The sequence below is a fragment of the Saccharopolyspora hordei genome (genome assembly GCF_013410345.1).
GTDB classification, from domain to species: Bacteria; Actinomycetota; Actinomycetes; order Mycobacteriales; family Pseudonocardiaceae; genus Saccharopolyspora; species Saccharopolyspora hordei.
The window spans coordinates 4496804-4516430 of record NZ_JACCFJ010000001.1; the positions used below are offsets into that span (position 1 = coordinate 4496804).

22 protein-coding genes are annotated in these 19627 nt (G+C 72.5%); 12 read left to right on the forward strand and 10 right to left on the reverse strand.

Going from position 1 to position 19627, the window contains the following annotated elements; genetic code table 11:
- Entirely contained in the window at window positions 1-1257 is a 1257-nt protein-coding gene (locus HNR68_RS20585; RefSeq protein ID WP_179723405.1) for a glycosyltransferase, read from the reverse strand.
- A 162-nt stretch (window positions 1258-1419) separates the two neighbouring features.
- Here HNR68_RS20585 and kstR point away from each other — a divergent pair, with 162 nt between their 5' ends.
- Window positions 1420-2028 carry a cholesterol catabolism transcriptional regulator KstR gene (kstR, locus tag HNR68_RS20590; RefSeq protein WP_179723406.1) on the forward strand — a complete coding sequence of 203 codons (609 nt, stop codon included), beginning with the start codon at window positions 1420-1422 and terminating at the stop codon, window positions 2026-2028.
- A 12-nt stretch (window positions 2029-2040) separates the two neighbouring features.
- On the opposite strand, the gene HNR68_RS20595 is transcribed toward kstR, so the two are convergent.
- Together HNR68_RS20595 and HNR68_RS20600 are read right to left on the reverse strand one after the other, a co-directional pair.
- Window positions 2041-3078: an MBL fold metallo-hydrolase gene (locus HNR68_RS20595; RefSeq protein ID WP_179723407.1), complete on the reverse strand. Its 1038-nt coding sequence runs from the start codon at window positions 3076-3078 to the stop codon at window positions 2041-2043.
- A gap of 85 nt (window positions 3079-3163) precedes the next feature.
- Window positions 3164-4060 (reverse strand): SDR family oxidoreductase, encoded by an 897-nt coding sequence (locus tag HNR68_RS20600; RefSeq protein ID WP_343050479.1) that lies wholly within the window; start codon window positions 4058-4060, stop codon window positions 3164-3166.
- A 138-nt stretch (window positions 4061-4198) separates the two neighbouring features.
- On the opposite strand from HNR68_RS20600, the gene HNR68_RS20605 reads away from it, so the two are divergent.
- From HNR68_RS20605 to HNR68_RS20620, 4 genes are read left to right on the forward strand one after another with little or no spacing between them, the layout of a single operon-like run.
- Window positions 4199-4954: an enoyl-CoA hydratase family protein gene (locus HNR68_RS20605; protein ID WP_179723409.1), complete on the forward strand. Its 756-nt coding sequence runs from the start codon at window positions 4199-4201 to the stop codon at window positions 4952-4954.
- Window positions 4954-5823, forward strand: coding sequence for a CoA-transferase (locus tag HNR68_RS20610; RefSeq protein ID WP_179723410.1), 870 nt, complete (start codon window positions 4954-4956; stop codon window positions 5821-5823). Before HNR68_RS20605 ends, HNR68_RS20610 begins: the two co-directional genes overlap by 1 nt.
- Before the next feature lie 52 nt (window positions 5824-5875).
- Window positions 5876-6616: a CoA-transferase subunit beta gene (locus HNR68_RS20615; RefSeq protein WP_179723411.1), complete on the forward strand. Its 741-nt coding sequence runs from the start codon at window positions 5876-5878 to the stop codon at window positions 6614-6616.
- An 11-nt stretch (window positions 6617-6627) separates the two neighbouring features.
- Window positions 6628-7689, forward strand: a complete 1062-nt coding sequence (locus tag HNR68_RS20620; RefSeq protein ID WP_218889552.1) for an NAD(P)H-dependent flavin oxidoreductase — start codon at window positions 6628-6630, stop codon at window positions 7687-7689.
- A gap of 16 nt (window positions 7690-7705) precedes the next feature.
- Here HNR68_RS20620 and HNR68_RS20625 read toward each other — a convergent pair whose 3' ends face one another.
- The 3 genes from HNR68_RS20625 to HNR68_RS20635 form a co-directional block, all read right to left on the reverse strand.
- The gene (locus HNR68_RS20625) at window positions 7706-8335 is read right to left on the reverse strand and encodes a TetR/AcrR family transcriptional regulator (protein ID WP_343050287.1); all 630 of its coding nucleotides are present in this window, start codon (window positions 8333-8335) and stop codon (window positions 7706-7708) included.
- 158 nt (window positions 8336-8493) lie between these two features.
- Window positions 8494-9267 carry an SDR family oxidoreductase gene (locus tag HNR68_RS20630; RefSeq protein WP_179723412.1) on the reverse strand — a complete coding sequence of 258 codons (774 nt, stop codon included), beginning with the start codon at window positions 9265-9267 and terminating at the stop codon, window positions 8494-8496.
- Window positions 9268-9289: 22 nt separating this feature from the next.
- Window positions 9290-10465, reverse strand: coding sequence for an acyl-CoA dehydrogenase family protein (locus HNR68_RS20635; RefSeq protein WP_179723413.1), 1176 nt, complete (start codon window positions 10463-10465; stop codon window positions 9290-9292).
- Between the two features lie 134 nt (window positions 10466-10599).
- Here HNR68_RS20635 and HNR68_RS20640 point away from each other — a divergent pair, with 134 nt between their 5' ends.
- From HNR68_RS20640 to HNR68_RS20655, 4 genes are read left to right on the forward strand one after another with little or no spacing between them, the layout of a single operon-like run.
- Entirely contained in the window at window positions 10600-11454 is an 855-nt protein-coding gene (locus HNR68_RS20640; protein WP_179723414.1) for an enoyl-CoA hydratase, read from the forward strand.
- 5 nt (window positions 11455-11459) lie between these two features.
- Window positions 11460-12575 carry an acyl-CoA dehydrogenase family protein gene (locus HNR68_RS20645; RefSeq protein ID WP_179725311.1) on the forward strand — a complete coding sequence of 372 codons (1116 nt, stop codon included), beginning with the start codon at window positions 11460-11462 and terminating at the stop codon, window positions 12573-12575.
- The gene (locus HNR68_RS20650) at window positions 12572-13558 is read left to right on the forward strand and encodes an acyl-CoA dehydrogenase family protein (protein WP_179723415.1); all 987 of its coding nucleotides are present in this window, start codon (window positions 12572-12574) and stop codon (window positions 13556-13558) included. Before HNR68_RS20645 ends, HNR68_RS20650 begins: the two co-directional genes overlap by 4 nt.
- A 17-nt stretch (window positions 13559-13575) precedes the next feature.
- Complete coding sequence (locus tag HNR68_RS20655; protein WP_343050288.1) at window positions 13576-14661, forward strand: acyl-CoA dehydrogenase family protein; 1086 nt, start codon at window positions 13576-13578, stop codon at window positions 14659-14661.
- Window positions 14662-14726: 65 nt separating this feature from the next.
- Here the strand turns inward: HNR68_RS20655 and HNR68_RS20660 are convergent, their stop codons facing one another.
- The 4 genes from HNR68_RS20660 to HNR68_RS20675 form a co-directional block, all read right to left on the reverse strand.
- Window positions 14727-15155: a MaoC family dehydratase gene (locus tag HNR68_RS20660; RefSeq protein ID WP_179723417.1), complete on the reverse strand. Its 429-nt coding sequence runs from the start codon at window positions 15153-15155 to the stop codon at window positions 14727-14729.
- Window positions 15156-15157: 2 nt separating this feature from the next.
- Window positions 15158-15622, reverse strand: coding sequence for an FAS1-like dehydratase domain-containing protein (locus tag HNR68_RS20665; protein ID WP_179723418.1), 465 nt, complete (start codon window positions 15620-15622; stop codon window positions 15158-15160).
- Between the two features lie 41 nt (window positions 15623-15663).
- A complete protein-coding gene (locus tag HNR68_RS20670) occupies window positions 15664-16824 on the reverse strand; it encodes an acetyl-CoA C-acetyltransferase (protein ID WP_179723419.1) in 1161 nt (386 codons plus the stop codon).
- A 303-nt stretch (window positions 16825-17127) separates the two neighbouring features.
- Window positions 17128-17964, reverse strand: a complete 837-nt coding sequence (locus HNR68_RS20675) for an SAM-dependent methyltransferase (RefSeq protein ID WP_179723420.1) — start codon at window positions 17962-17964, stop codon at window positions 17128-17130.
- A 125-nt stretch (window positions 17965-18089) separates the two neighbouring features.
- Between HNR68_RS20675 and HNR68_RS20680 the strand changes: the two genes are divergently transcribed.
- From HNR68_RS20680 to HNR68_RS20690, 3 genes are all read left to right on the forward strand, one after another.
- A complete protein-coding gene (locus HNR68_RS20680; protein WP_179723421.1) occupies window positions 18090-18959 on the forward strand; it encodes a helix-turn-helix domain-containing protein in 870 nt (289 codons plus the stop codon).
- 110 nt (window positions 18960-19069) lie between these two features.
- A complete protein-coding gene (locus tag HNR68_RS20685; protein ID WP_179723422.1) occupies window positions 19070-19303 on the forward strand; it encodes a DUF397 domain-containing protein in 234 nt (77 codons plus the stop codon).
- Entirely contained in the window at window positions 19287-19622 is a 336-nt protein-coding gene (locus HNR68_RS20690) for a hypothetical protein (protein ID WP_179723423.1), read from the forward strand. The genes HNR68_RS20685 and HNR68_RS20690 overlap by 17 nt, the downstream gene beginning before the upstream one ends.
- Window positions 19623-19627: the final 5 nt, after the last annotated feature.

Below are 19627 nucleotides of genomic sequence, written 5' to 3' on the forward strand. Positions count from 1 at the left end.
TCAGCAAAGCGTTGCTCCCTTCCGTGCGCGCGGCGTGCGCGCGATCGCTTCCGCGTAGCAGTCGACCGTCGCCGCTGCCACCGACTTCCAGTCGTACTTCGCCAGCACCCGCGCCCGGCCGGCCTCGCCGAGCCGCTGCCGCCGCTCCGGCGAGTCGAGCAGCCCGGCCAGCGCGGCGGCCAGCGCTTCGGCGTCCCCGGGCGGCACCAGGTCGGCGCACTCGCCGTCGGGCCCCGCGACCTCCGGGATCGCCCCGGCGCGGCTGGCCACCAGCGGGGTCGCGCAGGCCATGGCCTCGACGGTGGGCAGCGAGAACCCCTCGTACAGCGAGGGCACGCTGGCGACCTCGGCCGAGCCCAGCAGCTCGGCGAGCGCCGTGTCGCTGAGCCCGCTGACGGTGCGGACGACGTCGCCGATGGCCAGTTCTTCGATGAGCTGCTCGGTCGGCCCGCCGGGCGTGGGCTTGGCGACCAGAACCAGTTCCACCTCGCGCTCGGTGCGCAGCTTGGCCACCGCCTCCAGCAGCGTGCCGATGCCCTTCATCGGGGTGTCCGCGCTGGCCATCGCCACGATCCGGCCCGGGACGCGCGGCGCGGTCGGCGGCCGGAACACCTCGGAGTCCACGCCCAGCGGCACCACCCGCAGCTGGTGCGGGTCGACGCGGAAGTCGCGCTGGATGTCGGTGGCCGAGGACTCCGACACGGTCAGCAGGTGCGGGATCCGGCGTGCCACCCGGGCCTGCATGCGGGTGAAGCCGTACCAGCGGCGCACCCCGATGCGGCGCCACCCGGTGGCCCCGGCCAGGTCCACCCGGCGGTCGTGCGTGATCGGGTGGTGGACGGTCGCCACCAGCGGGATCCCGGCGCGCTGCAGGTTGAGCAGCCCGTAGCCGAGGCACTGGTTGTCGTGCACCACGTCGAACTCGTGGGAGCGGGCGCGCAGCAGCTTGGCCGCGCGCAGGCTGAACGTCAGCGGCTCCGGGAACCCCGCGGTCCACATGGTGCCGACCTCGAGCAGGTCGACGGCGTCCCGCAGCTCGCGCCAGTGCGGGGTGCGGAAGGGGTCAGCGTCGTTGTAGAGGTCGAGGCTGTCCACCGCGGTCAGGTCCACCCCGGGATCGAGCTCGGGGTAGGGCTGGCCGGAGAACACCTCGACGTGGTGGCCGAGCTCGGCCAGCCCCCGGCTGAGGTGCCGGACGTAGACGCCCTGCCCGCCGCAGTGCGGCTTGCTCCGGTAGGACAGCAACGCGATCCGCACGGCTCACCTCACACAGCCCGCGCCGGGACGACTGGGTAGACTGGAACATGTTCTGATCGAACCACGTCGATCACCTTAACCCGTCAGGGTGGTGGGGCGACGAGCCGCGTGGCGACGAACACGCGGTTTTCGACAACCTGTCTTCGAGGGGACCCACGCCGCATGGAAAGCACCTCGCGCAACGTCCTGCAGGCCCTGCGGGACGACGAGTCCGGTTCCACGGCCCAGCACGAGCGCCGCAAGCGGATCATCGACGCCACCATCGCGCTGGCCACCAAGGGCGGCTACGACGCGGTGCAGATGCGGACGGTGGCGGAGAAGGCCGACGTCGCGCTGGGCACGCTCTACCGCTACTTCCCGTCCAAGGTGCACCTGCTGGTCACCGGCCTGGCCCGGGAGTTCGAGCGGGCGCAGGAGAAGCTGGACCGGACCAAGATCCCGGGCAGCACGCCGTACGAGCGGGTCATGTTCGTGCTCAACCGCACCACCCGCTCGCTGCAGCGCAACCCGCAGCTGACCGAGGCGATGACGCGCGCGTTCATGTTCGCCGACACGTCCGCGGCGGCCGAGGTGGACACGGTGGCGGCGCTGGTCGAGCGGTTCTTCACCAACGCCATGACCGACGGCGAGCCGACCGACGAGGAGAAGGCGATCGCCCGGGTGATCGGTGACGTGTGGCTGTCCAACCTGGTCGCGTGGGTGACCCGTCGCGCCTCGGCCTCGGACGTCTCCAACCGGCTGGAGCTCACCGTCCGCCTGCTGCTGGCCTGACCGGCGCGGCGGTCACCGGGCGAGCCCGTACTCGCGGATGCCGTCCTCGCCGGTGGTGGCGGTCAGGACACCGCGGGTGACCAGGACCTCCAGGTGGGCGTTGGTCTCGCCGACCGCGAGGACCTGGTTGAACAGGTCCATGTCCAGCAGGGCGCGGTTGCGGCGGGTCCAGCCGAGCTTGAGGGCCGCTTCGTAGGCGGTGCCCGCGCCGTCGCGGACGGCGTCCGCGGTCTGCTCCAGCCGTTCCTCGTGGTGCTGGAGCAGTTCGGCGATCCGCTGGTGCGAGCTGCCGCCGGCCGGGCCGTGCGCGGGCAGCAGCCGCATGTCCGGGTAGGACTGCACCAGGCGCAGCGAGTCCAGGTAGTCGCGCAGCGGGAGTTCCGGGCGGGCCGGCTCGACGCCGATGGACGGCGTGATGTGCGGCAGCACGTGGTCGCCGGAGAACAGCAGCGACGACGCCGAGTCCAGGAACACCACGTGCCCGGCGGTGTGCCCCGGGGTCGGCACCGCGAGCAGCGTGCGGGACTGCAGCGGGACCTCGACCTTGCCGTCCAGCCACTCGTCGGGCAGCTCGTACGGGGTGCGGGGCCCGGGCTCCTCCGAGCCGTAGGCCTCGGCGAGCTTGACCAGCAGGTCCTGCGCTCCCCAGCGGTGCAGGCGCTCGGCTTCGACCTCCTTGTCGCCGGCGCGGATCAGGTCCAGGGACGGCTGTTCGCCGAGGCCGAGGCTGATCCGCGAGCCGAAGGTGCGGCGCAGCGCGACCGCGAGGGTGTAGTGGTCGCGGTGGACGTGGGTGACCAGGAAGCGCCGGACGTCCTCGAAGCCGTACCCGATCTGGCCCAGCGCGGACTCGAGCTGCTGGCGGGCCTCGTCCAGCGCCCAGCCGGAGTCGATGAGCACCAGGCCGCCGCCGTCCTCGATGGCGTAGACGTTCACGGCGCGGAGGCCGTCGTTGGGCAGCGGCAGCGGGATCCGGTGCACGCCGGGTGCGACTTCGTACACCCCCGGCTCGGTCCAGGCGTGCCTCGACTCCACCGCACCGTCGCTCACCGAACACCTCCAGCCACTCGCCGTGCTCCCCCGGGAGGGTAACCCCCTCTGCGGACGGCACCGCCACGGGACGCGAGCACCGCCGTCACGTGCCGTACACCGGTTCCGGGGTCGGGGCTTCGGCGAGGAGGTCGCGGACCGCCGGCCCGATCTCCTCCGGCTGCCAACGACGTCCCGCATCACGGGACGGCCCGCGGCCCCACCCGGTCGCCACGGTGATCTCCCCGCCCTGGACCTCGAACACCCGGCCCGTCACGTCACCGGACTCCGCGCTGCCCAGCCAGACCACCAGCGGGGACACGTTCTCCGGTGCCATGGCGTCGAAACCGTCGTCCGGCCGGGCCATCATCTCGGCGAAGACCTCCTCGGTCATCCGGGTGCGCGCCGACGGGGCGATGGCGTTCACGGTCACGCCGTACCGGGCGAGCTCGGCGGCGGTGTTGAGGGTGAGCGCGGCGATCCCCGCCTTCGCCGCGGCGTAGTTGGTCTGCCCGACGCTGCCGAACAGACCGGCCCCGGACGTGGTGTTGATCACCCGGGCGGCCACCCGCTCCCCCGCCTTGGACCGGTCGCGCCAGTGCTGGGCGGCGTGGCGCAGCGTCGCGGCGTGGCCCTTGAGGTGGACGCTGATCACCTGGTCCCACTCGGCTTCGGACAGGTTGACGAACATCCGGTCCCGGACCACCCCGGCGTTGTTCACCAGCACGTCCAGCCGACCGAAGCGCTCGACCGCGAAGTCCACCAGCTCCCGCGCCTGCTCCCAGTCGGAGACGTCGGCGCCGTGCACCTCGGCCTTCCCGCCCAGCGCGCGGACCTCCTCCGCGACCCGCTCGGCCGGCTGGTCGTCGCCGCCGCTGCCATCGAGCTGCACGCCGAGGTCGTTGACCACGACGTGCGCGCCCTGCCGGGCGAACTCCAGCGCGTGCGCCCGTCCCAACCCGCGTCCCGCACCGGTGACGATGACGACCCTGCCTGCGCAGATCACCTGGCTGCCTCCTGTCCACAGCGGACTCCTGACCCGAGGGGCGCGAGCACCGCGCGGTCCCGGCGCTGGCGGGGCGTCCTCGGGTGTTGCTACGGTAACAACCCGACCAAACAAGTGCTAGGTTTGGCAGGTGCCATGGGTACGCACATCGACCGGCGGCCCCACGGGGTCGTGGTCCTGACCGTCGACCATCCCCCGGTGAACGCGCTGCCGGTGCGGGGCTGGCACGAACTCGCCGAGGCCCTCAACGTCACCGGCGCCGAACCGCAGACCCGCGCCGTGGTGCTGCAGGCCGCCGGGCGCGGCTTCAACGCGGGCGTGGACATCAAGGAACTCGCCGCCGATCCCGGGCACACCAAGCTCGTCGAGGTCAACCGGGGCTGCTACGAGGCCTTCAAGGCCGTCTACGAGTGCCCGGTGCCGGTCATCAGCGCGGTGCACGGGTTCTGCCTGGGCGGCGGGATCGGCCTGGTGGGCAACTCCGACATCATCCTCGCCAGCGAGGACGCCACCTTCGGCCTGCCCGAGGTGGACCGCGGCGCGCTCGGCGCGGCCACGCACCTGTCCCGGCTGGTGCCGCAGCACACGATGCGCGCCATGTTCTACACCGGACGCTCGGTGACCGCGCAGCAGCTGCTGCACTTCGGCTCGGTGTGGCAGGTGGTGCCCCGCGCGGAACTGGCGGACGCGGCGGTCGCGCTGGCCGAGGAGATCGCCGCCAAGGACCCGCTGGTGGTGCGCAGGGCCAAGGAGTCGCTCAACGGCATCGACCCGGTCGACGTCAACCGCAGCTACCGGTTCGAGCAGGGTTTCACCTTCGAGCTCAACCTCACCGGCGTCAGCGACCGGGCTCGCGCCGAGTTCGTCCACAACGGACCGGAGGAGGCGTAGTGCAGGACAAGGTGCTCACCGCCGACGAGGTGGTCGCGGAGCTGTCCGATGGCATGACCATCGGCATCGGCGGCTGGGGCTCGCGGCGCAAGCCGATGGCGCTGGTCCGCGCGATCCTGCGTTCTCCCCTGCGGGACCTGACGCTGGTGTCCTACGGTGGCCCGGACGTCGGGCTGCTCTGCGCCGCGGGCAAGGTCCGCAAGCTCGTGCACGGGTTCGTCTCGCTGGACTCCATCCCGCTCGACCCGCACTTCCGCGCCGTCCGGCAGCGCGGCGAGCTGGAGGTGGCCGAGTTCGACGAGGGCATGGTGCTCGCCGGGCTGCGCGCCGCGGCCTCGCGACTGCCGTTCCTGCCGACCCGCGCCGGGCTCGGCTCCGACGTCATGGCGCTCAACCCCGACCTGCGCACGGTCACCTCGCCCTACGCCGACGGCGAGGAACTGGTGGCGATGCCCGCGCTGCGGCTGGACGTCGCGCTGGTGCACCTCAACCGCGCCGACCGCCACGGCAACGCCCAGTACCTCGGCCCGGACCCGTACTTGGACGACCTGATGTGCGCGGCGGCGACGCGCAGCTTCGTCAGCTGCGAGCAGATCGTGCCGACCGAGCAGCTGCTGGAGAACAGTCCGCCGCAGACCCTGCTGCTCAACCGCACGCACACCGACGGCGTGGTCGAGACCCCGCGCGGCGCGCACTTCACCAGCTGCGCTCCGGACTACGGCCGCGACGAGGCGTTCCAGCGGCACTACGCGGCCAGCGCCGGGCCGGACGAGTGGGAGGCGTTCCGCGCCCGGTTCCTCGACGGCGACGAGCAGAGCTACCAGGAGGCCGTCGCCGACTTCCACGCCCGGCAGGCCGAGACGGTGTGAACGACGAGCGAGATCCCGCGCCCAGCGCGGCCGACCCCGAGGGGACCTGGCGATGATCACCAGAGCTGAAGTGTGCGCCGTCGCCTGCGCCGACACCTGGCGGGACGCCGGGGCGGTGCTGGCCTCGCCGTTCGGGACCATCCCGTCGATCGGCGCGCGGCTGGCGCGGCTGACCACCGCACCGGACCTGCTGCTCACCGACGGTGAGGCGATGCTGCTGGCCGGAACGCCCGCGCTGGGCGAGGAGTCCAGCAGCCCGGTGGAGGGCTGGATGCCCTTCGGCCGGGTCCTCGACATGCTCACCGGCGGGCGCCGGCGGGTCATGATGGGCGCCTCGCAGGTGGACCGCTACGGCAACCAGAACATCAGCCGCATCGGCCCGTGGGACCGCCCGGTGGTGCAGCTGATCGGGGTGCGCGGCGCGCCGGGCAACTCGGTCAACCACACCACGAACTACTGGGTCCCCAAGCACAGCACGCGGGTGTTCGTGGAGTCGGTCGACCTGGTCTCCGGGGTCGGGCACGACCGGGCGCGGCAGGTCGGCGCGCGCTTCCACGACGTGCGGGTGGTGGTGACCGACCTGGCGGTGCTGGACTTCACCGGGCCGGGCGGCAGCATGCGGCTGCGGTCGGTGCACCCCGGGGTCGCGGTGTCCGACGTGCAGGAGCGGACCGGGTTCGAGCTGGCGGTGGACGAGGTGACCGAGACCCGGCTGCCCACCGACGAGGAGCTGGAGCTGATCCGCACCACCATCGACCCGCGCAACCTGCGCGACCGGGAGGTGCCGGCGTGATCGAGCAGCTCCTGCGCACCCCGCTGTGCGACCTCACCGGCGTCCGCCACCCCGTGGTGCAGACCGGGATGGGGTGGGTCGCCGGCCCCAGCCTGGTGTCGGCCACCGCGCGCGCGGGCGGCCTGGGCTTCCTGGCCTCGGCGACGATGACGCTGCCCCAGCTCGCCGACGCGGTGCGCGAGGTCAAGGAGCGCACCGACGAGCCCTTCGGCGTCAACCTGCGCGCGGACGCCGCCGACGCCGAGGAGCGCGTGGACCTGCTCATCCGCGAGCGGGTCCGGGTGGCCTCCTTCGCGCTGGCACCGAGCGAACGGCTCATCGGCAAGCTCAAGGACGCCGGGATCGTGGTGATCCCCTCGGTCGGGGCGCGGAGGCACGCCGAGAAGGTGGCGGCCTGGGGCGCGGACGCGGTGCTGGTGCAAGGCGGCGAAGGTGGTGGGCACACCGGGTCGGTGGCCACGACGCTGCTGGTGCCGCAGGTGGTCGACGCGGTGGACATCCCGGTGATCGCGGCGGGCGGGTTCTTCGACGGGCGCGGCCTGGCCGCCGCCCTGTGCTACGGCGCGGCGGGCGTCGCGATGGGCACGCGGTTCCTGCTCACGTCCGACAGCCGGGTGCCGCGCGAGGTCAAGCGGTCCTACTTGGACGCTTCGGTGTCCGGCACCGTGGTGACCTCGCGGGTCGACGGGCTGCCGCACCGGATGCTGCGGACCGCGGTGACCGACGCCGCCGAGTCGCGGAGCCTGCTGCGCCGGTTGCCCGCCGCGCTGCGGCAGGCGGTGCAGTTCAAGTCGATGACCGGCATGAGCTGGCGACAGCTCATCACCGACGGCTTGGCCGTGCGGCGCAACCACGGGCTCCCGCTGAGCCGCGTGCTGCTGGCGGCCAACACCCCGATGCTCATCAAGGCCGCGCTGGTGGACGGTCGTCCCGACGCCGGCGTGCTGCCCGCGGGCCAGGTCGTCGGGATGATCGACGACCTGCCCAGCTGCGAGGAGCTGATCGACCGCGTCGTCACCGACGCCGCCCGCACGCTCTCCGGCACCAGCGGCACCTGGACGCTGAAGACCTGACGGCACGTGCGAGCGGTCAGTCGCGGACCGCGATGCCCTCGCAGAGGATCGTGACGTACTGGTCCGCGATGGCCTCGGCGGTGAGCGTGCCGCGCGGGTCGTACCAGTGCACCGCCGTCCACACCATGTCGCGGATGAACCGGTAGGCGAGCTTGACGTCGAGGTCCGCGCGGAAGACCCCGGCGCGCTGGCCGTCCTGCAGGACGCGGGTCCAGGTGCGTTCGAAGTCGGCGGCCGCCCGCGTCAGGTAGTCGAACCGGTCGAGCTGCTCGAGGTACTTCGCCTCGTTCTGGAAGATCGCGATGGCGGCCCGGTGGTGCTGCATCGCGGCGAAGGACTGCCGGACCAGCTCGGTGATCGCGCTGCGCGGGTCCGGTGCTTCCCGCAGCACCCGCTCGTTGGTGCGGCGCTGGTCGTCCAGGAACTCGCGCAGGATCTCGTCGACCATCGACTCCTTGGAGTCGAAGTGGTGGTACAGGCTGCCGGAGAGGATGCCCGCGGCGTCGGCGATGTCGCGCACGGTGGTGGCCAGGAAACCGCGGGTGGCGAACAGCTCGGCGGCGATGGCCAGCAGCTCGGCACGCCGCTCGGAACCGGACTCCCGCGCGGGGCGGTTCCGGGTGGACAAGCGCTTGGTCGATACCACGGTGCCATCCTCTCAAAGCCCGCTGACCCGCACCTCCGCAGGTCTGCCACGTCCACCCGGACCAGCGTCCCCACCCGGCCGTCCGCAACTCCCGTTGGAGTCGACGGTCCGATCTCCACCGACAGCGCACCCGTCCACAGGCACCGGTGCGCCCGGGATCACGGGTGCTGGTTGCTGACCGAGACGACCTCGCCGGTCAGGTAGGTCGAGTAGTCACTGGCCAGGAACACGATCACGTTCGCCACCTCCCACGGCTCGGCCGAGCGGCCGAAGGCCTCGCGCCGGGTGAGCTCGGCCAGCAGCTCCTCGGACGTCACCTTGGCCAGGTTCTCGTGCATCACCAGGCTCGGCGCCACGGCGTTGACGCGCACACCCAGCGGCGCCGCGTCCAGCGCCGCGCAGCGGGTCAGGGCCATCACCCCGGCCTTGGCCGCCGCGTAGTGCGCCTGCCCGGCCTGCGCCCGCCACCCGACCACCGAGGCGTTGTTGACCACCACCCCGGCGCTGCCCTGGTCGCGGAACAGCCGCACCGCGGCGCGGGTGCAGCGGAAGGTCCCGTTCAGCGTCACGTCGAGGACCCTGTGCCACTGCTCGTCGGTCATCTCCAGGATCGACGCGGTGCCGCCGAGGCCTGCGTTGTTCACCACGACGTCGACCTGCCCGAACGCGCTGGTGGCGGATGCGAACATCCGCTGCACCTGGTCCTCGTCGGTGACGTCGCACGGCACTGCGGCGACCTCCGCACCGGGCAGCTGCGCGAGCTCGGCGCGGGTCTGCTCCAGGCGCCGCTCGTGCCGGTCGCTGATCAGCACGCGCGCGCCCTCCTCCAGCATCCGGCGGGCCACGGCGGAGCCGATCCCGGTGCCGGCTGCGGCGGTGACCACCGCGGTCTTGCCGGTGAGCAGTCCGTGCGCGGGCGGCGGTGCGGTCATGCCAGGCCTCCTCCTGGTGCGGTCACGGCCGGGGTTCGCGGGGCAGACCGAGGACCCGCTCGGCGATGATGTTGCGCTGGATCTCGTTGGAGCCGCCGTAGATCGTGTCGGCCCGGGTGAACAGGAACAGCCGCTGCCAGGAGTCGAGGCCGTAGGGCTCCTCCTCGGCCAGCAGTCCGCCCGCCCCGGCCACGTCCATCGCCAGCTCACCGAGACCGCGGTGGAAGTTCGCCCACAGCAGCTTGATCACCGAGGACTCCGCGCCCGGCGGCCCGGCGGCGCCCAGGGTCCGCAGCACCGTGCAGCGCAGCGCCTCCAGGTCGACCCAGGCGCGGGCGATGCGGTCCCGCAGCAGCGGGTCGTCGATCGCGCCGTTCTCCCGGGCCATCGCGGTGATCCCGGCGAGCTCGCGGCGGAAGACGACCTGCTGGTCGATGGTGCCGACGCCGCGCTCGAACCCGAGGGTGCCCATCGCGACCTGCCAGCCCGAGCCCACCTCACCGACCACGTTGCCGGCGTCGGTGCGCGCGTCGTCGAAGAACACCTCGTTGAACTCCGAGGTCCCGGTCAGCTGCACGATCGGCCGCACCTGCACGCCCGGCTGGTCCATCGGCACCAGCAGGTAGGACAGGCCGCGGTGGCGCTGCTGGGTGGGGTCGGTGCGCGCCAGCACGAAGCACCAGTCGGCCACGTGCGCCATCGACGTCCACACCTTCTGGCCGTTGATCACCCACTCGTCGCCGTCCCGGTGCGCGGTGGTGGAGACCCCGGCGAGGTCGGACCCGGCACCGGGCTCGGAGTAGCCCTGGCACCACAGCTCGCGGACACCGACGATCCCGGGCAGGAACCGGCGCTGCTGCTCGGGAGTGCCGAAGGCGATCAGCGTGGGACCGAGCAGTTCCTCGCCGATGTGGCCGACCCGCACCGGCGCGTTGGCCCGCGCGTACTCCTCGTGGAAGATCACCTGTTGCTGCACGGTGGCCTCGCGCCCGCCGAACTCGCGCGGCCAGCCCAGGCACGTCCAGCCGTGGTCGGCCAGCAACCGGTCCCACGCCAGCCGCACGTCGAACCCCTCGTGCTCGCGCCCCGGGCCGCCGAGCCCGCGGGCCGCGGCGAACTCGCCGGTCAGGTGCTCGGCGAGCCAGTCCCGCACGTCGCGGCGGAAGGCCGCTTCCTCGGCGTTGTCGGTGAGGTCCACGCACCCCTCCTCGCTCGACGCGGCTCGTGCTCCGCGGCCGCTGGCCGGGGAGCCACGCCAGGACTCTACCAAGCACTTGCTTGTTCGGCTATCTTCGAGCTGCCGCAACCGCAACGCCGAGCGAGGAGCGCCCCATGGCAGCAGAGCAAGCGGTCGTCACCTACGAACGCCGGGGCCGGGTGGCCGTGGTGACGATGAACCGGCCGGACTACCGCAACGCGCAGAACTCCGTGATGACCTACGCGCTCGACGACGCCTTCTACCGCGCGTGCGAGGACGACGAGGTCGGGGTGGTCGTGCTGGCCGGGGCGGGCGAGCACTTCTCCGCCGGGCACGACATCGGCTCTCCCGGGCGCGACATCGACGTCAGCTACCCGCGCCGCGCCGGCCTGTGGTGGGACCACACCCGGCACGAGGGCGGCGCCTCGCGCTTCGCCCGCGAGCAGGAGGTCTACCTGGGCATGTGCCGCCGGTGGCGGGAGATGCCCAAGCCCGCGATCGCCTCGGTGCAGGGCGCCTGCGTGGCGGGCGGGCTGATGCTGGCCTGGGTGTGCGACCTCATCGTGGCCAGCGAGGACGCGTTCTTCGCCGATCCGGTGGTGCGCATGGGCATCCCCGGCGTCGAGTACTTCGCGCACCCGTGGGTGCTCGGTCCGCGGATCGCCAAGGAGTTCCTGTTCACCGGCGGCCGGATGCCCGCGCAGCGCGCCTACGAGATCGGCATGGTCAACCGCGTGGTGCCGCGCGAGGTGCTGGAGAGCACCACGATGGAACTGGCCGAGCAGATCGCCGAGATGCCCTCGTTCGGCCTCTCGCTGACCAAGAAGGCGATCAACCAGGCCGAGGACCTGATGGGCATGCGCGACGGGATGGACTCGGCCTTCGGTCTGCACCACTTCGCGCACGCGCACAACGCCGAGGTGAGCGACGACTCGCTGAGCGGGATGGACGCGCGCAGCATGAAGCGCGCCGCGCAGGGGCAGGGGTGAGCACAGTGGACCTCGACCTCTCCCCCGCGGACGTGGCGTTCCGCGACGAGGTGCGGGAGTGGCTGCGCGAGCACGTACCGCGCGAGCCGCTGCCGTCGCTGGAGACCGAGGAGGGCTTCGCCGCGCACCGCCGCTGGGAGCAGGAGCTGCACGAAGCCCGGTTGTCGGTGGTGTCCTGGCCGGAGGAGTTCGGTGGACGCGGCGCGTCGCTGCTGCAGTGGGTGCTGTTCGAGGAGGAGTACTACGCCGCGGGCGCGCCCGGCCGGGTCAGCCAGAACGGCATCTTCCTGCTGGCGCCGACGCTGTTCGAGCACGGCACGCCGGACCAGCAGCAGCGCTACCTACCGCGCATGGCCGCAGGCACCGACATCTGGGCGCAGGCCTGGTCGGAGCCGGAAGCGGGCAGCGACCTCGCCTCGATCCGCTCCACCGCCCGCCGCGTCGACGGCGGATGGCTGCTGTCCGGGCAGAAGACGTGGAGCTCCCGCGCCGCATTCGCCGACCGCGCCTTCGGGTTGTTCCGCAGCGATCCCGAGGCGCAGCGGCACCGCGGGTTGACCTACTTCCTGTTCCCGCTGGACGCCGAGGGCGTGACGGTGCGGCCGATCGGGCGCATCGACGGCAAGCCGGCCTTCGCCGAGCTGTTCCTGGACGACGTGTTCGTGCCCGACGAGGACGTGCTCGGCGAGGTCGGCGAGGGCTGGCGGGTGGCGATGAGCACCGCGAGCAACGAGCGCGGGCTGACGCTGCGCAGCCCGGGGAGGTTCCTCGCCACCGCGCAGCGGCTCACCGAGCTCCCGGGCGCCCTGGACGACGACCGGGTGGTGGACGCGTGGATCGCCGCGCAGGCCTACCGCTTGGCCACCTTCGAGACGGTGACCCGGGTGACCGAGGGCGGGTCGCTCGGCGCGGAAGCGAGCCTGAACAAGCTGTTCTGGTCCGAACTGGACGTCGCGATGCACGAGACCGCGTGGGACCTGCTCGGACCCGACGCCGAGGTGTCGTCGTGGGTCGAGGGCTACCTGTTCTCCCTGGCCGGGCCGATCTACGCGGGGACCAACGAGATCCAGCGCAACGTGGCGGCCGAGCGCCTGCTCGGGCTGCCGAGGGGGTCACGATGAGGTTCGCACCGGACCGCGAGCAGCAGGACATGGCCGCCACGCTGAGGGACCTGCTCGCCGACGCGGGCACGGCGAGGATCGCCCGCTCCTGGGCCGACGGGGAGAGCGCGCCGTGGTGGGAGGTGTGGCACCAGCTCGCCGAGCTCGGGGTCACTGGGCTCACCGTGCCGCCGGACCGCGGTGGGCTGGGGCTCGGCGCGGTGGAGATGGTGCTGTGCCTGGACCAGCTGGGGTACGCGGCGCTGCCGGGCCCGCTCGTCGAGTCCCTCGCGTTCCTGCCGCGCCTGGTGCCGGAGTCGCCGTGGCTGGCGGAGCTGGCCGAGGGGCAGTCGGTCGGGACCGCGGTCGTCGCCGAGCACGTGCCGCGGGCGCTCGACGCCGACCAGGCGGGTGCGGTCTTCCGCTCAGACGGTGAGGAGGTGCGCCGGCTGAGCGGTTTCCGGTTGCAGCGGGCGGAGTCGGTCGACCCGGCCCGCCGGTTGTTCACCGTCGAGCACGCCACGGCCGAGCCGGTGGCCGCGGCCGACCCCGGTGCCGCCTTCGACCACGGGGTGCTGGGGTGCGCCGCCTACCTGCTCGGCCTCGGGCGGCGGATGCTCGACACCGCCACCGAGCACGTCACGCAGCGGCACCAGTTCGGCCGCCCGGTCGGCGAGTTCCAGGCGGTCAAGCACCACCTGGCGAACGTGCTGCTGGAGCTGGAGTTCGCCCGCCCGCTCGTCTGGGGTGCCTGCCTGTCGGTCGACGGCCCGCGCGGTCCGCGCGACGTCTCGGCGGCCAAGCTCGCCGCGGGCGAGGCGGCCCGCACCGCCGCGCGCACCGCGCTCCAGGTGCACGGCGCGATCGGCTACACCGCCGAGCACGACCTGCACCTGTGGCTGACCAAGGCGACCGCGCTGCGCACCGCCTGGGGAACTCCGGCCTGGCACCGCGCCCGCGTCGCCAGGGCCCTGGCCACCGACACGGCGCCGATCGGCGCATGACGTCCGGAGGAGGAACCGTGCGCTTCGCGTTCACCGAGGAGCAGGAGGAACTGCGCCGCACCGTGCGCACGCTGCTCGACCGCCACGGCGGCCCGACCGTCCCCAGCCCCGACGAGCCGGCGCCGAGCCCCGACCCCGTGCTGTGGAAGCAGCTCGGCGAGATCGGCGCGCACGGCCTGGCCATCCCGGAAGAGCACGGCGGGGTGGGAGCGACCCTGCTGGAGACCCTGATCGTCGTCGAGGAACTGGGGCGCCGGCTGGTCCCCGGCCCGTTCCTCGGCAGCGCCGTGCTCAGCGCGCAAGCGCTGCTGGCCACCGGCAACGCCCGCGCCTGCGAGCGGCTGCTCCCGGGGATCGCGTCCGGTGAGCGGGTGCTCGCGCTCGCGTGGGCCGAACCGGGATCACCGCCGCTCCGCGACCGCTTCGCGACGACCGCGCGGGCGAGCGGGACCCACGGCTGGCTGCTGGACGGCACCAAGACGCTGGTGCTCGACGCGGTCCAGGCGGACACCCTGCTGGTCGTGGCGATGAACGACGGGGTGGCGTCGCTGTTCGAGGCGGCACCGCAGTCCACCGTGGCCTCGGCCGTGCCGGTGGACCTCACTCGGCACATGGGCGAGGTCCACCTCGCGGGCACGCCGGCGAAGCTCATCGGGCGGGCACCGTTGCAGCGGATGACCGACGTGGCGGCGGCCGCCCTCGCCGCCGAGCAGATCGGTGCGGCGCAGCGCTGGCTGCACGAGATCGTGGAGCACACCAAGCTGCGCACGCAGTTCGGCCGTCCCATCGGTTCGTTCCAGGCGATCAAGCACCGGCTCGCCGACTGCTACGTGGCGGTCGAGTCCGCCCGCTCGCTGTCGTACGCGGCCGGCTGGGCGGTGTCCACGGGGGACGAGCGCGCGTCCGAGCTCGCCGCGATGGCGAAGTCCGCGTGCACCGAGGCGTACTCGCTGGTCGCGGCGGAGGGGATCCAGCTGCACGGCGGGATCGGCATCACCTGGGAGCACGAGGCCCACCTGCACCTGAAGCGGGCGCACGCGTCCAAGCACCTCTTCGGCACCCCGGAGCACCACCGCGCGACCCTGACGCTGCCGCGGAGCTGAGGGGGCGCTGTGGCCCTGGCGTCTGGACCCCAGCGCACCGGGATGTCCAGTGTGGACGCGCGTCCTCAGCCGAGGCGGACGACCGCCCGCGCCTTGGCGAGGACCTCGACGTCGCCGCAGGTGGCCGTGAGGTCCACCGCGACCTGCCGGTCCGGGAGCTTCTCGGCCACCCGGCCGGAGACCACGACCTCCACCCCGGTGTCGTCGTCGGGCACCACCACCGGTTTGGCGAAGCGGACGCCGTACTCCACCACCGCGCCGGGATCACCCGCCCAGTCGGTGACCAGGCGGGCCGCTTCGGCCATGGTGAGCATGCCGTGCGCGATCACGTTCGGCAGGCCCGCCTGCCGGGCGAGCCGCTCGTTCCAGTGGATCACGTTGAAGTCGCCCGACGCACCGCAGTACTTCACCAGCGTCAGCCGCTGGATCGGGTAGCGCTCGGGGCCGATCTCGGCGCCGACCGCCACGTCGTCGTAGCGCAGGTCCGCCGCCATCGTCACTCCCCCGCCCCGGCCGCGGTCCCCCGCGACACGATCACGTTGACCGCCGTGCACACCAGTTCTCCGCTCTCGTCGCGGATCTCGGTCTCCACCCGCACCAGCTCGTTGCGCCCCGCGTCGCGGATCTCGGCGATGCGCCCGGTCGCGGTGAGCACGTCACCGGCCCGGATCGGCCGCTCGTAGCGGAACCTCTGCTCGCCGTGCACCACCAGCCGCATGTCCAACCCGAACTCGGGCCGCCGGATCGGGTTGCTCTCCGCCGCGGCTCCGGCCGCCACGATGCCGAAGGTGGGCGGCGCGATGACGTCCGGCTGCCCGCGCTCCCGCGCGGCCTCGACACTGCGGTAGACGGGGTTCGGGTCGCCGATCGCGTCGGCGAACTCCCGGATCTTGCCCCGCGTCACCTCGTACGCCTCGCCGGCAGTGAACTCGTGGCCGACGAACTCCCTGTTGACCGGCACGCCACTCCCCTCGCTTCCCGATCCGCGCGACCCTCGCGGTGTCAGAGGCGTTCGATGATGGTGACGTTGGCCGTGCCGCCGCCTTCGCACATCGTCTGCAGGCCGTAGCGGCCGCCGGTGCGCTCCAGTTCGGACAGCAGGGTCGTCATCAGCTTCGCACCCGTCGCGCCCAGCGGGTGGCCGAGCGCGATCGCCCCGCCGTTGGGGTTGACCTTGGCCGGATCGACGTCGATCTCCTTCAGCCAGGCCAGGACGACGCTGGCGAACGCCTCGTTGATCTCCACCACGTCGATGTCCGATGTGGACAGACCGGTCTTGGCCAGCGCGTGCTTGGTCGCCGGGATCGGCGCGGACAGCATGAAGACCGGGTCGTCACCGCGCACGCTCATGTGGTGCACCCGCGCCCGCGGGCGCAGCCCGTGCTCGGCGACCGCCCGCTCCGACGCCACCAGCAGCGCCGCCGAACCGTCGGAGATCTGGCTGGACACGCCCGCGGTGATCCGGCCGCCTTCGCGCAGCAGCTTGAGCCCCTCGAGCTTCTCCTTGCTGGTGTCGCGGCGCGGGCCTTCGTCGTGCTCGACCCCGGCGATCGGCGCCAGCTCCTCGGTGAAGCGCCCCTCGTCGATCGCCGTGATCGCGCGGCGGTGGCTGGCCAGCGCCCACTCCTCCATGTCGTCGCGGGAGATCTGCCACTTCTCGGCCATCAGCTCCGCGCCGCGGAACTGCGTGACCTCCTCGTCGCCGTAGCGCTCCTGCCACCCGGTCGAGCCGGAGCCCGGGCCGTAGGCCACGGGGAAACCGAGGTCCGCGGCGCCCCGCAACGCGCTGCCGATGGGGATGGCGCTCATGTTCTGCACCCCGCCGGCGATCACCAGGTCCGCGGTACCGCTGAGCACCGCCTGCGCCGCGAAGTGCACGGCCTGCTGCGACGAACCGCACTGCCGGTCCACGGTCACGCCGGGCACGTGCTCGGGGAACCCCGCCGCGAGCCACCCGGTCCGCCCGATGTTGCCGGCCTGCGCGCCGACCGCGTCCACGCACCCCCACACGACGTCGTCCACCGCGGCCGGGTCGATCCCGGTGCGCGCGACGAGGCTGCGCAGCACGTGCGCGGAGAGGTCCGCCGGGTGGATGCCGCTGAGCCCGCCCCCGCGCTTGCCGACCGGGGTCCGCACCGCGTCGATGATGTACGCCTCGGCCATGACCGTCCTCTCCGCCGCGCAGTCCAGCCCGGCAGCGCCTCGATCCGCCAACGCCCGCCCGCAGTCTAACGAAACAAGCAAGCGTTTGGTAGACATGTGGGTGCGCAGAACCGGGTGCCCCCTCCGGAGGCACGGTGCCGCAACGCCGGGGGAGATCAGACGGCTGATCTCCGCTGGGACCGCGTTGATCACGATCACGCGGGACAGGCACCCGGCGGCGAAGGCCGAGTGCGCCGCACGACGCAGGATCCGCCTGCACGACCGGCACCGACGGGCGGGGCGAGCCGGGAACACCGGCACCGGTCACGGTTTGCGGCCGACCGCTCCGGCGATGCAGTGCTGGACCGGGGAGAGCGGCGTGAGGCGCGGGCCGGTCGGCCACCAGTCCGCGCAGCGGACCAGGCCCGGCTCCACGAGCTCCAACCCGGGGAACATGCCCTCGATCTCAGCGCGGGTGCGGAACGACCCGGTGCCCATGGGGCTGTGCAGGAAGGTCTGCTCCATGCGCCGCGCCAGGTCGCTGTGCTCGTCGTCCTCGGGGTCCAGGAAGTGGCTGAGGGCGACGTAGGAGCCCGACGGCAGCGCGTCGACGTACTCGCGCATGATGTCCTGCGGCGGCCGCTCGCCGTCGTGGTGGTGCAGGGTCCCGATCTGGAACAGCGCGATCGGTTCGCTGAAGTCGAGGTGGGTGCGCACCACCTCGTCCTGCAGGACCTGCGCCGGCTCGAAGATGTCGGCCGCGCTGAAGGAGGTCTGGGGGTTCTCCTCCAGCAGGGCGCGCCCGTGCGCGAGCACCACCGGGTCGTTGTCGACGTACACCACCCGCGCCTCGGGCGCGAGCCGCTGCGCGACCTGGTGGGTGTTCTCCGCCGTCGGCAGCCCGGAACCGCAGTCCAGGAACTGGGTGATGCCGGTCTCGGCGGCGATGAACCGGGTGACCCGGATGAGGAACTGGCGGTTGTCCCAGGCGAGCTGGGCCGCCTCGGGGGCCACGTCGCGGACCCGGCGGAAGACCTCGCGGTCGACCTCGTAGTTGTCCTTGCCGCCGAGGAAGGCGTCGTAGACGCGGGCGATGCTGGCCTTGGTGGTGTCGATGTGGAGGGGGAGCTCGTCGCCGGAGGCGCTGAGGTCAGCGGTCATCGGTGTCCTCGCTGGGGCGTGCGTTCGTGGTGTGGGACTGGGAGTTGCACAGAGTACGAGCTTCGATGCGTTGAGTAAACGCCGGATGTGCTATGAACGGGGAGGGGCATCGGGGAGGTGCGGTGATGGCGCGGGACGACGCTGCCCTGGACAGCAGCCCGACAGCACGGCGCATCATCGTGGGGGCTCAGCTGCGCCGCCTGCGGGAGGCCGCGGAAGTGCCGCCCGCGGAAGCGGCCCGGGCGATCCGCGGTTCGGAATCCAAGATCAGCCGCATGGAACTGGGCCGGGTCGCGTTGAAGGAGCGCGACATCGAGGACCTGCTCACCCTCTACGGCGTGCACGACGAAGCCGAGCGCGCGCACTTCCTCCAGCTGGTCGCCGAATCCCGCCAGCCGGGCTGGTGGAACCGGTACGCGGACTCGATGCCGCAGTGGTTCCAGGACTACGTGGGCCTGGAGGGAGTCGCGTCCCGGATCCAGACCTACGAGCTGCAGTTCGTCCCGGGACTGCTGCAGATCGAGGACTACGCGCTCGCGCTGGCCAGCTCGGGACATCCCGCCCTGGCCGACGAGGACGCCCGCCGGCGGGTGGCGCTGCGGATGAAGCGGCAGAGCGTGCTGGCCCGCCCGGGCGCCCCGCGGCTGTGGGCGGTCATCGACGAGTCCGTGCTGCACCGCCCGATCGGCGGTGTCGCGGTGATGCGCGCGCAGATCGACCACCTGCTGGAGATGACCAGGCACCCCAACATCGCGCTGCAGGTGGTGCCGTTCGCGCTGAGCGGGTACGCGGCCGAGGGGTCGTTCACCGTGCTGCGCTTCGCCGAACCGGAACTGCCGGACATCGTCTACCTGGAGCACCTCAGCGGCGCGCTGTACCTGGACAAGCGGGAGGAGATCGAGCGCTACAGCCGTACACTCGATCGGCTGATGGTGGACGCGCGCACTCCGGAGCAGACCCGGCAGATGCTGCGAAAAGTCCGTGCCTCGCTGTGATTCACCGGTTCGTCTGACACGCTGAGTGATCGTCTCGTCGCGCAGCGCTGTGCTACCGTCTCGCGCAATGGCGTGTGCAATTGCATGTGCGGTCGGCCCGGGGAGGCCCGATGAACGGTAGGTTCGAAGTTCCCGTCACCGCCCTGGAAGGCGTGACCTGGCGGAAGTCCCGGCACAGCGGCAAGTGGGGCAACTGCGTCGAACTGGCGGCCCTGGACGACGGCACCATCGCGCTGCGCCAATCGCGCGAGCCGCAGGGCACCGCGCTGATCTGCACCAGAGACGAACTGGCCGCGTTCCTGCGCGGCGCCAAGGATGGTGAGTTCGATGACCTCGTCCGTTGAGGAAGACCCGTCAAGAACCGAGGAAGACCCGTCGAGCGCCCGGCTGCGCCAGCTCGTGGCCCGCGGTTTCCGCCTGATGCCCCCGGTCCGCGACGCCGACGGCGAGCTGCTGGCGCTGATCTACGTGCGTCCCCACGGCGACATCGTCGACGTCGTCGAACTGCGCGGCGAAGACGACGTCCGCGCCGCGCGCGTGCTGCAGGAGCAGAGCCCGACCACCGCGGAGGCGAAGACCGAGTGGCACGCGGTCGGGCGCGCCTGCGAGGTCCTGGACCAGGTGCTGGCGCTGCCCGACCGCCTCGTCGTCGCGCGCGCCTGACCCCG

Excerpts from the sequence above, each read along its gene's own strand:
- kstR (WP_179723406.1), top strand. The coding sequence starts at position 1,420 with ATGGAAAGCACCTCGCGCAACGTCCTGCAGGCCCTGCGGGACGACGAG.
- HNR68_RS20605 (WP_179723409.1), top strand. The coding sequence starts at position 4,199 with ATGGGTACGCACATCGACCGGCGGCCCCACGGGGTCGTGGTCCTGACC.
- HNR68_RS20615 (WP_179723411.1), top strand. The coding sequence starts at position 5,876 with ATGATCACCAGAGCTGAAGTGTGCGCCGTCGCCTGCGCCGACACCTGG.
- HNR68_RS20630 (WP_179723412.1), bottom strand. The coding sequence starts at position 9,267 with ATGACCGCACCGCCGCCCGCGCACGGACTGCTCACCGGCAAGACCGCG.
- HNR68_RS20640 (WP_179723414.1), top strand. The coding sequence starts at position 10,600 with ATGGCAGCAGAGCAAGCGGTCGTCACCTACGAACGCCGGGGCCGGGTG.
- HNR68_RS20650 (WP_179723415.1), top strand. The coding sequence starts at position 12,572 with ATGAGGTTCGCACCGGACCGCGAGCAGCAGGACATGGCCGCCACGCTG.
- HNR68_RS20660 (WP_179723417.1), bottom strand. The coding sequence starts at position 15,155 with ATGGCGGCGGACCTGCGCTACGACGACGTGGCGGTCGGCGCCGAGATC.
- HNR68_RS20670 (WP_179723419.1), bottom strand. The coding sequence starts at position 16,824 with ATGGCCGAGGCGTACATCATCGACGCGGTGCGGACCCCGGTCGGCAAG.
- HNR68_RS20675 (WP_179723420.1), bottom strand. The coding sequence starts at position 17,964 with ATGACCGCTGACCTCAGCGCCTCCGGCGACGAGCTCCCCCTCCACATC.
- HNR68_RS20680 (WP_179723421.1), top strand. The coding sequence starts at position 18,090 with ATGGCGCGGGACGACGCTGCCCTGGACAGCAGCCCGACAGCACGGCGC.
- HNR68_RS20685 (WP_179723422.1), top strand. The coding sequence starts at position 19,070 with ATGAACGGTAGGTTCGAAGTTCCCGTCACCGCCCTGGAAGGCGTGACC.
- HNR68_RS20690 (WP_179723423.1), top strand. The coding sequence starts at position 19,287 with ATGACCTCGTCCGTTGAGGAAGACCCGTCAAGAACCGAGGAAGACCCG.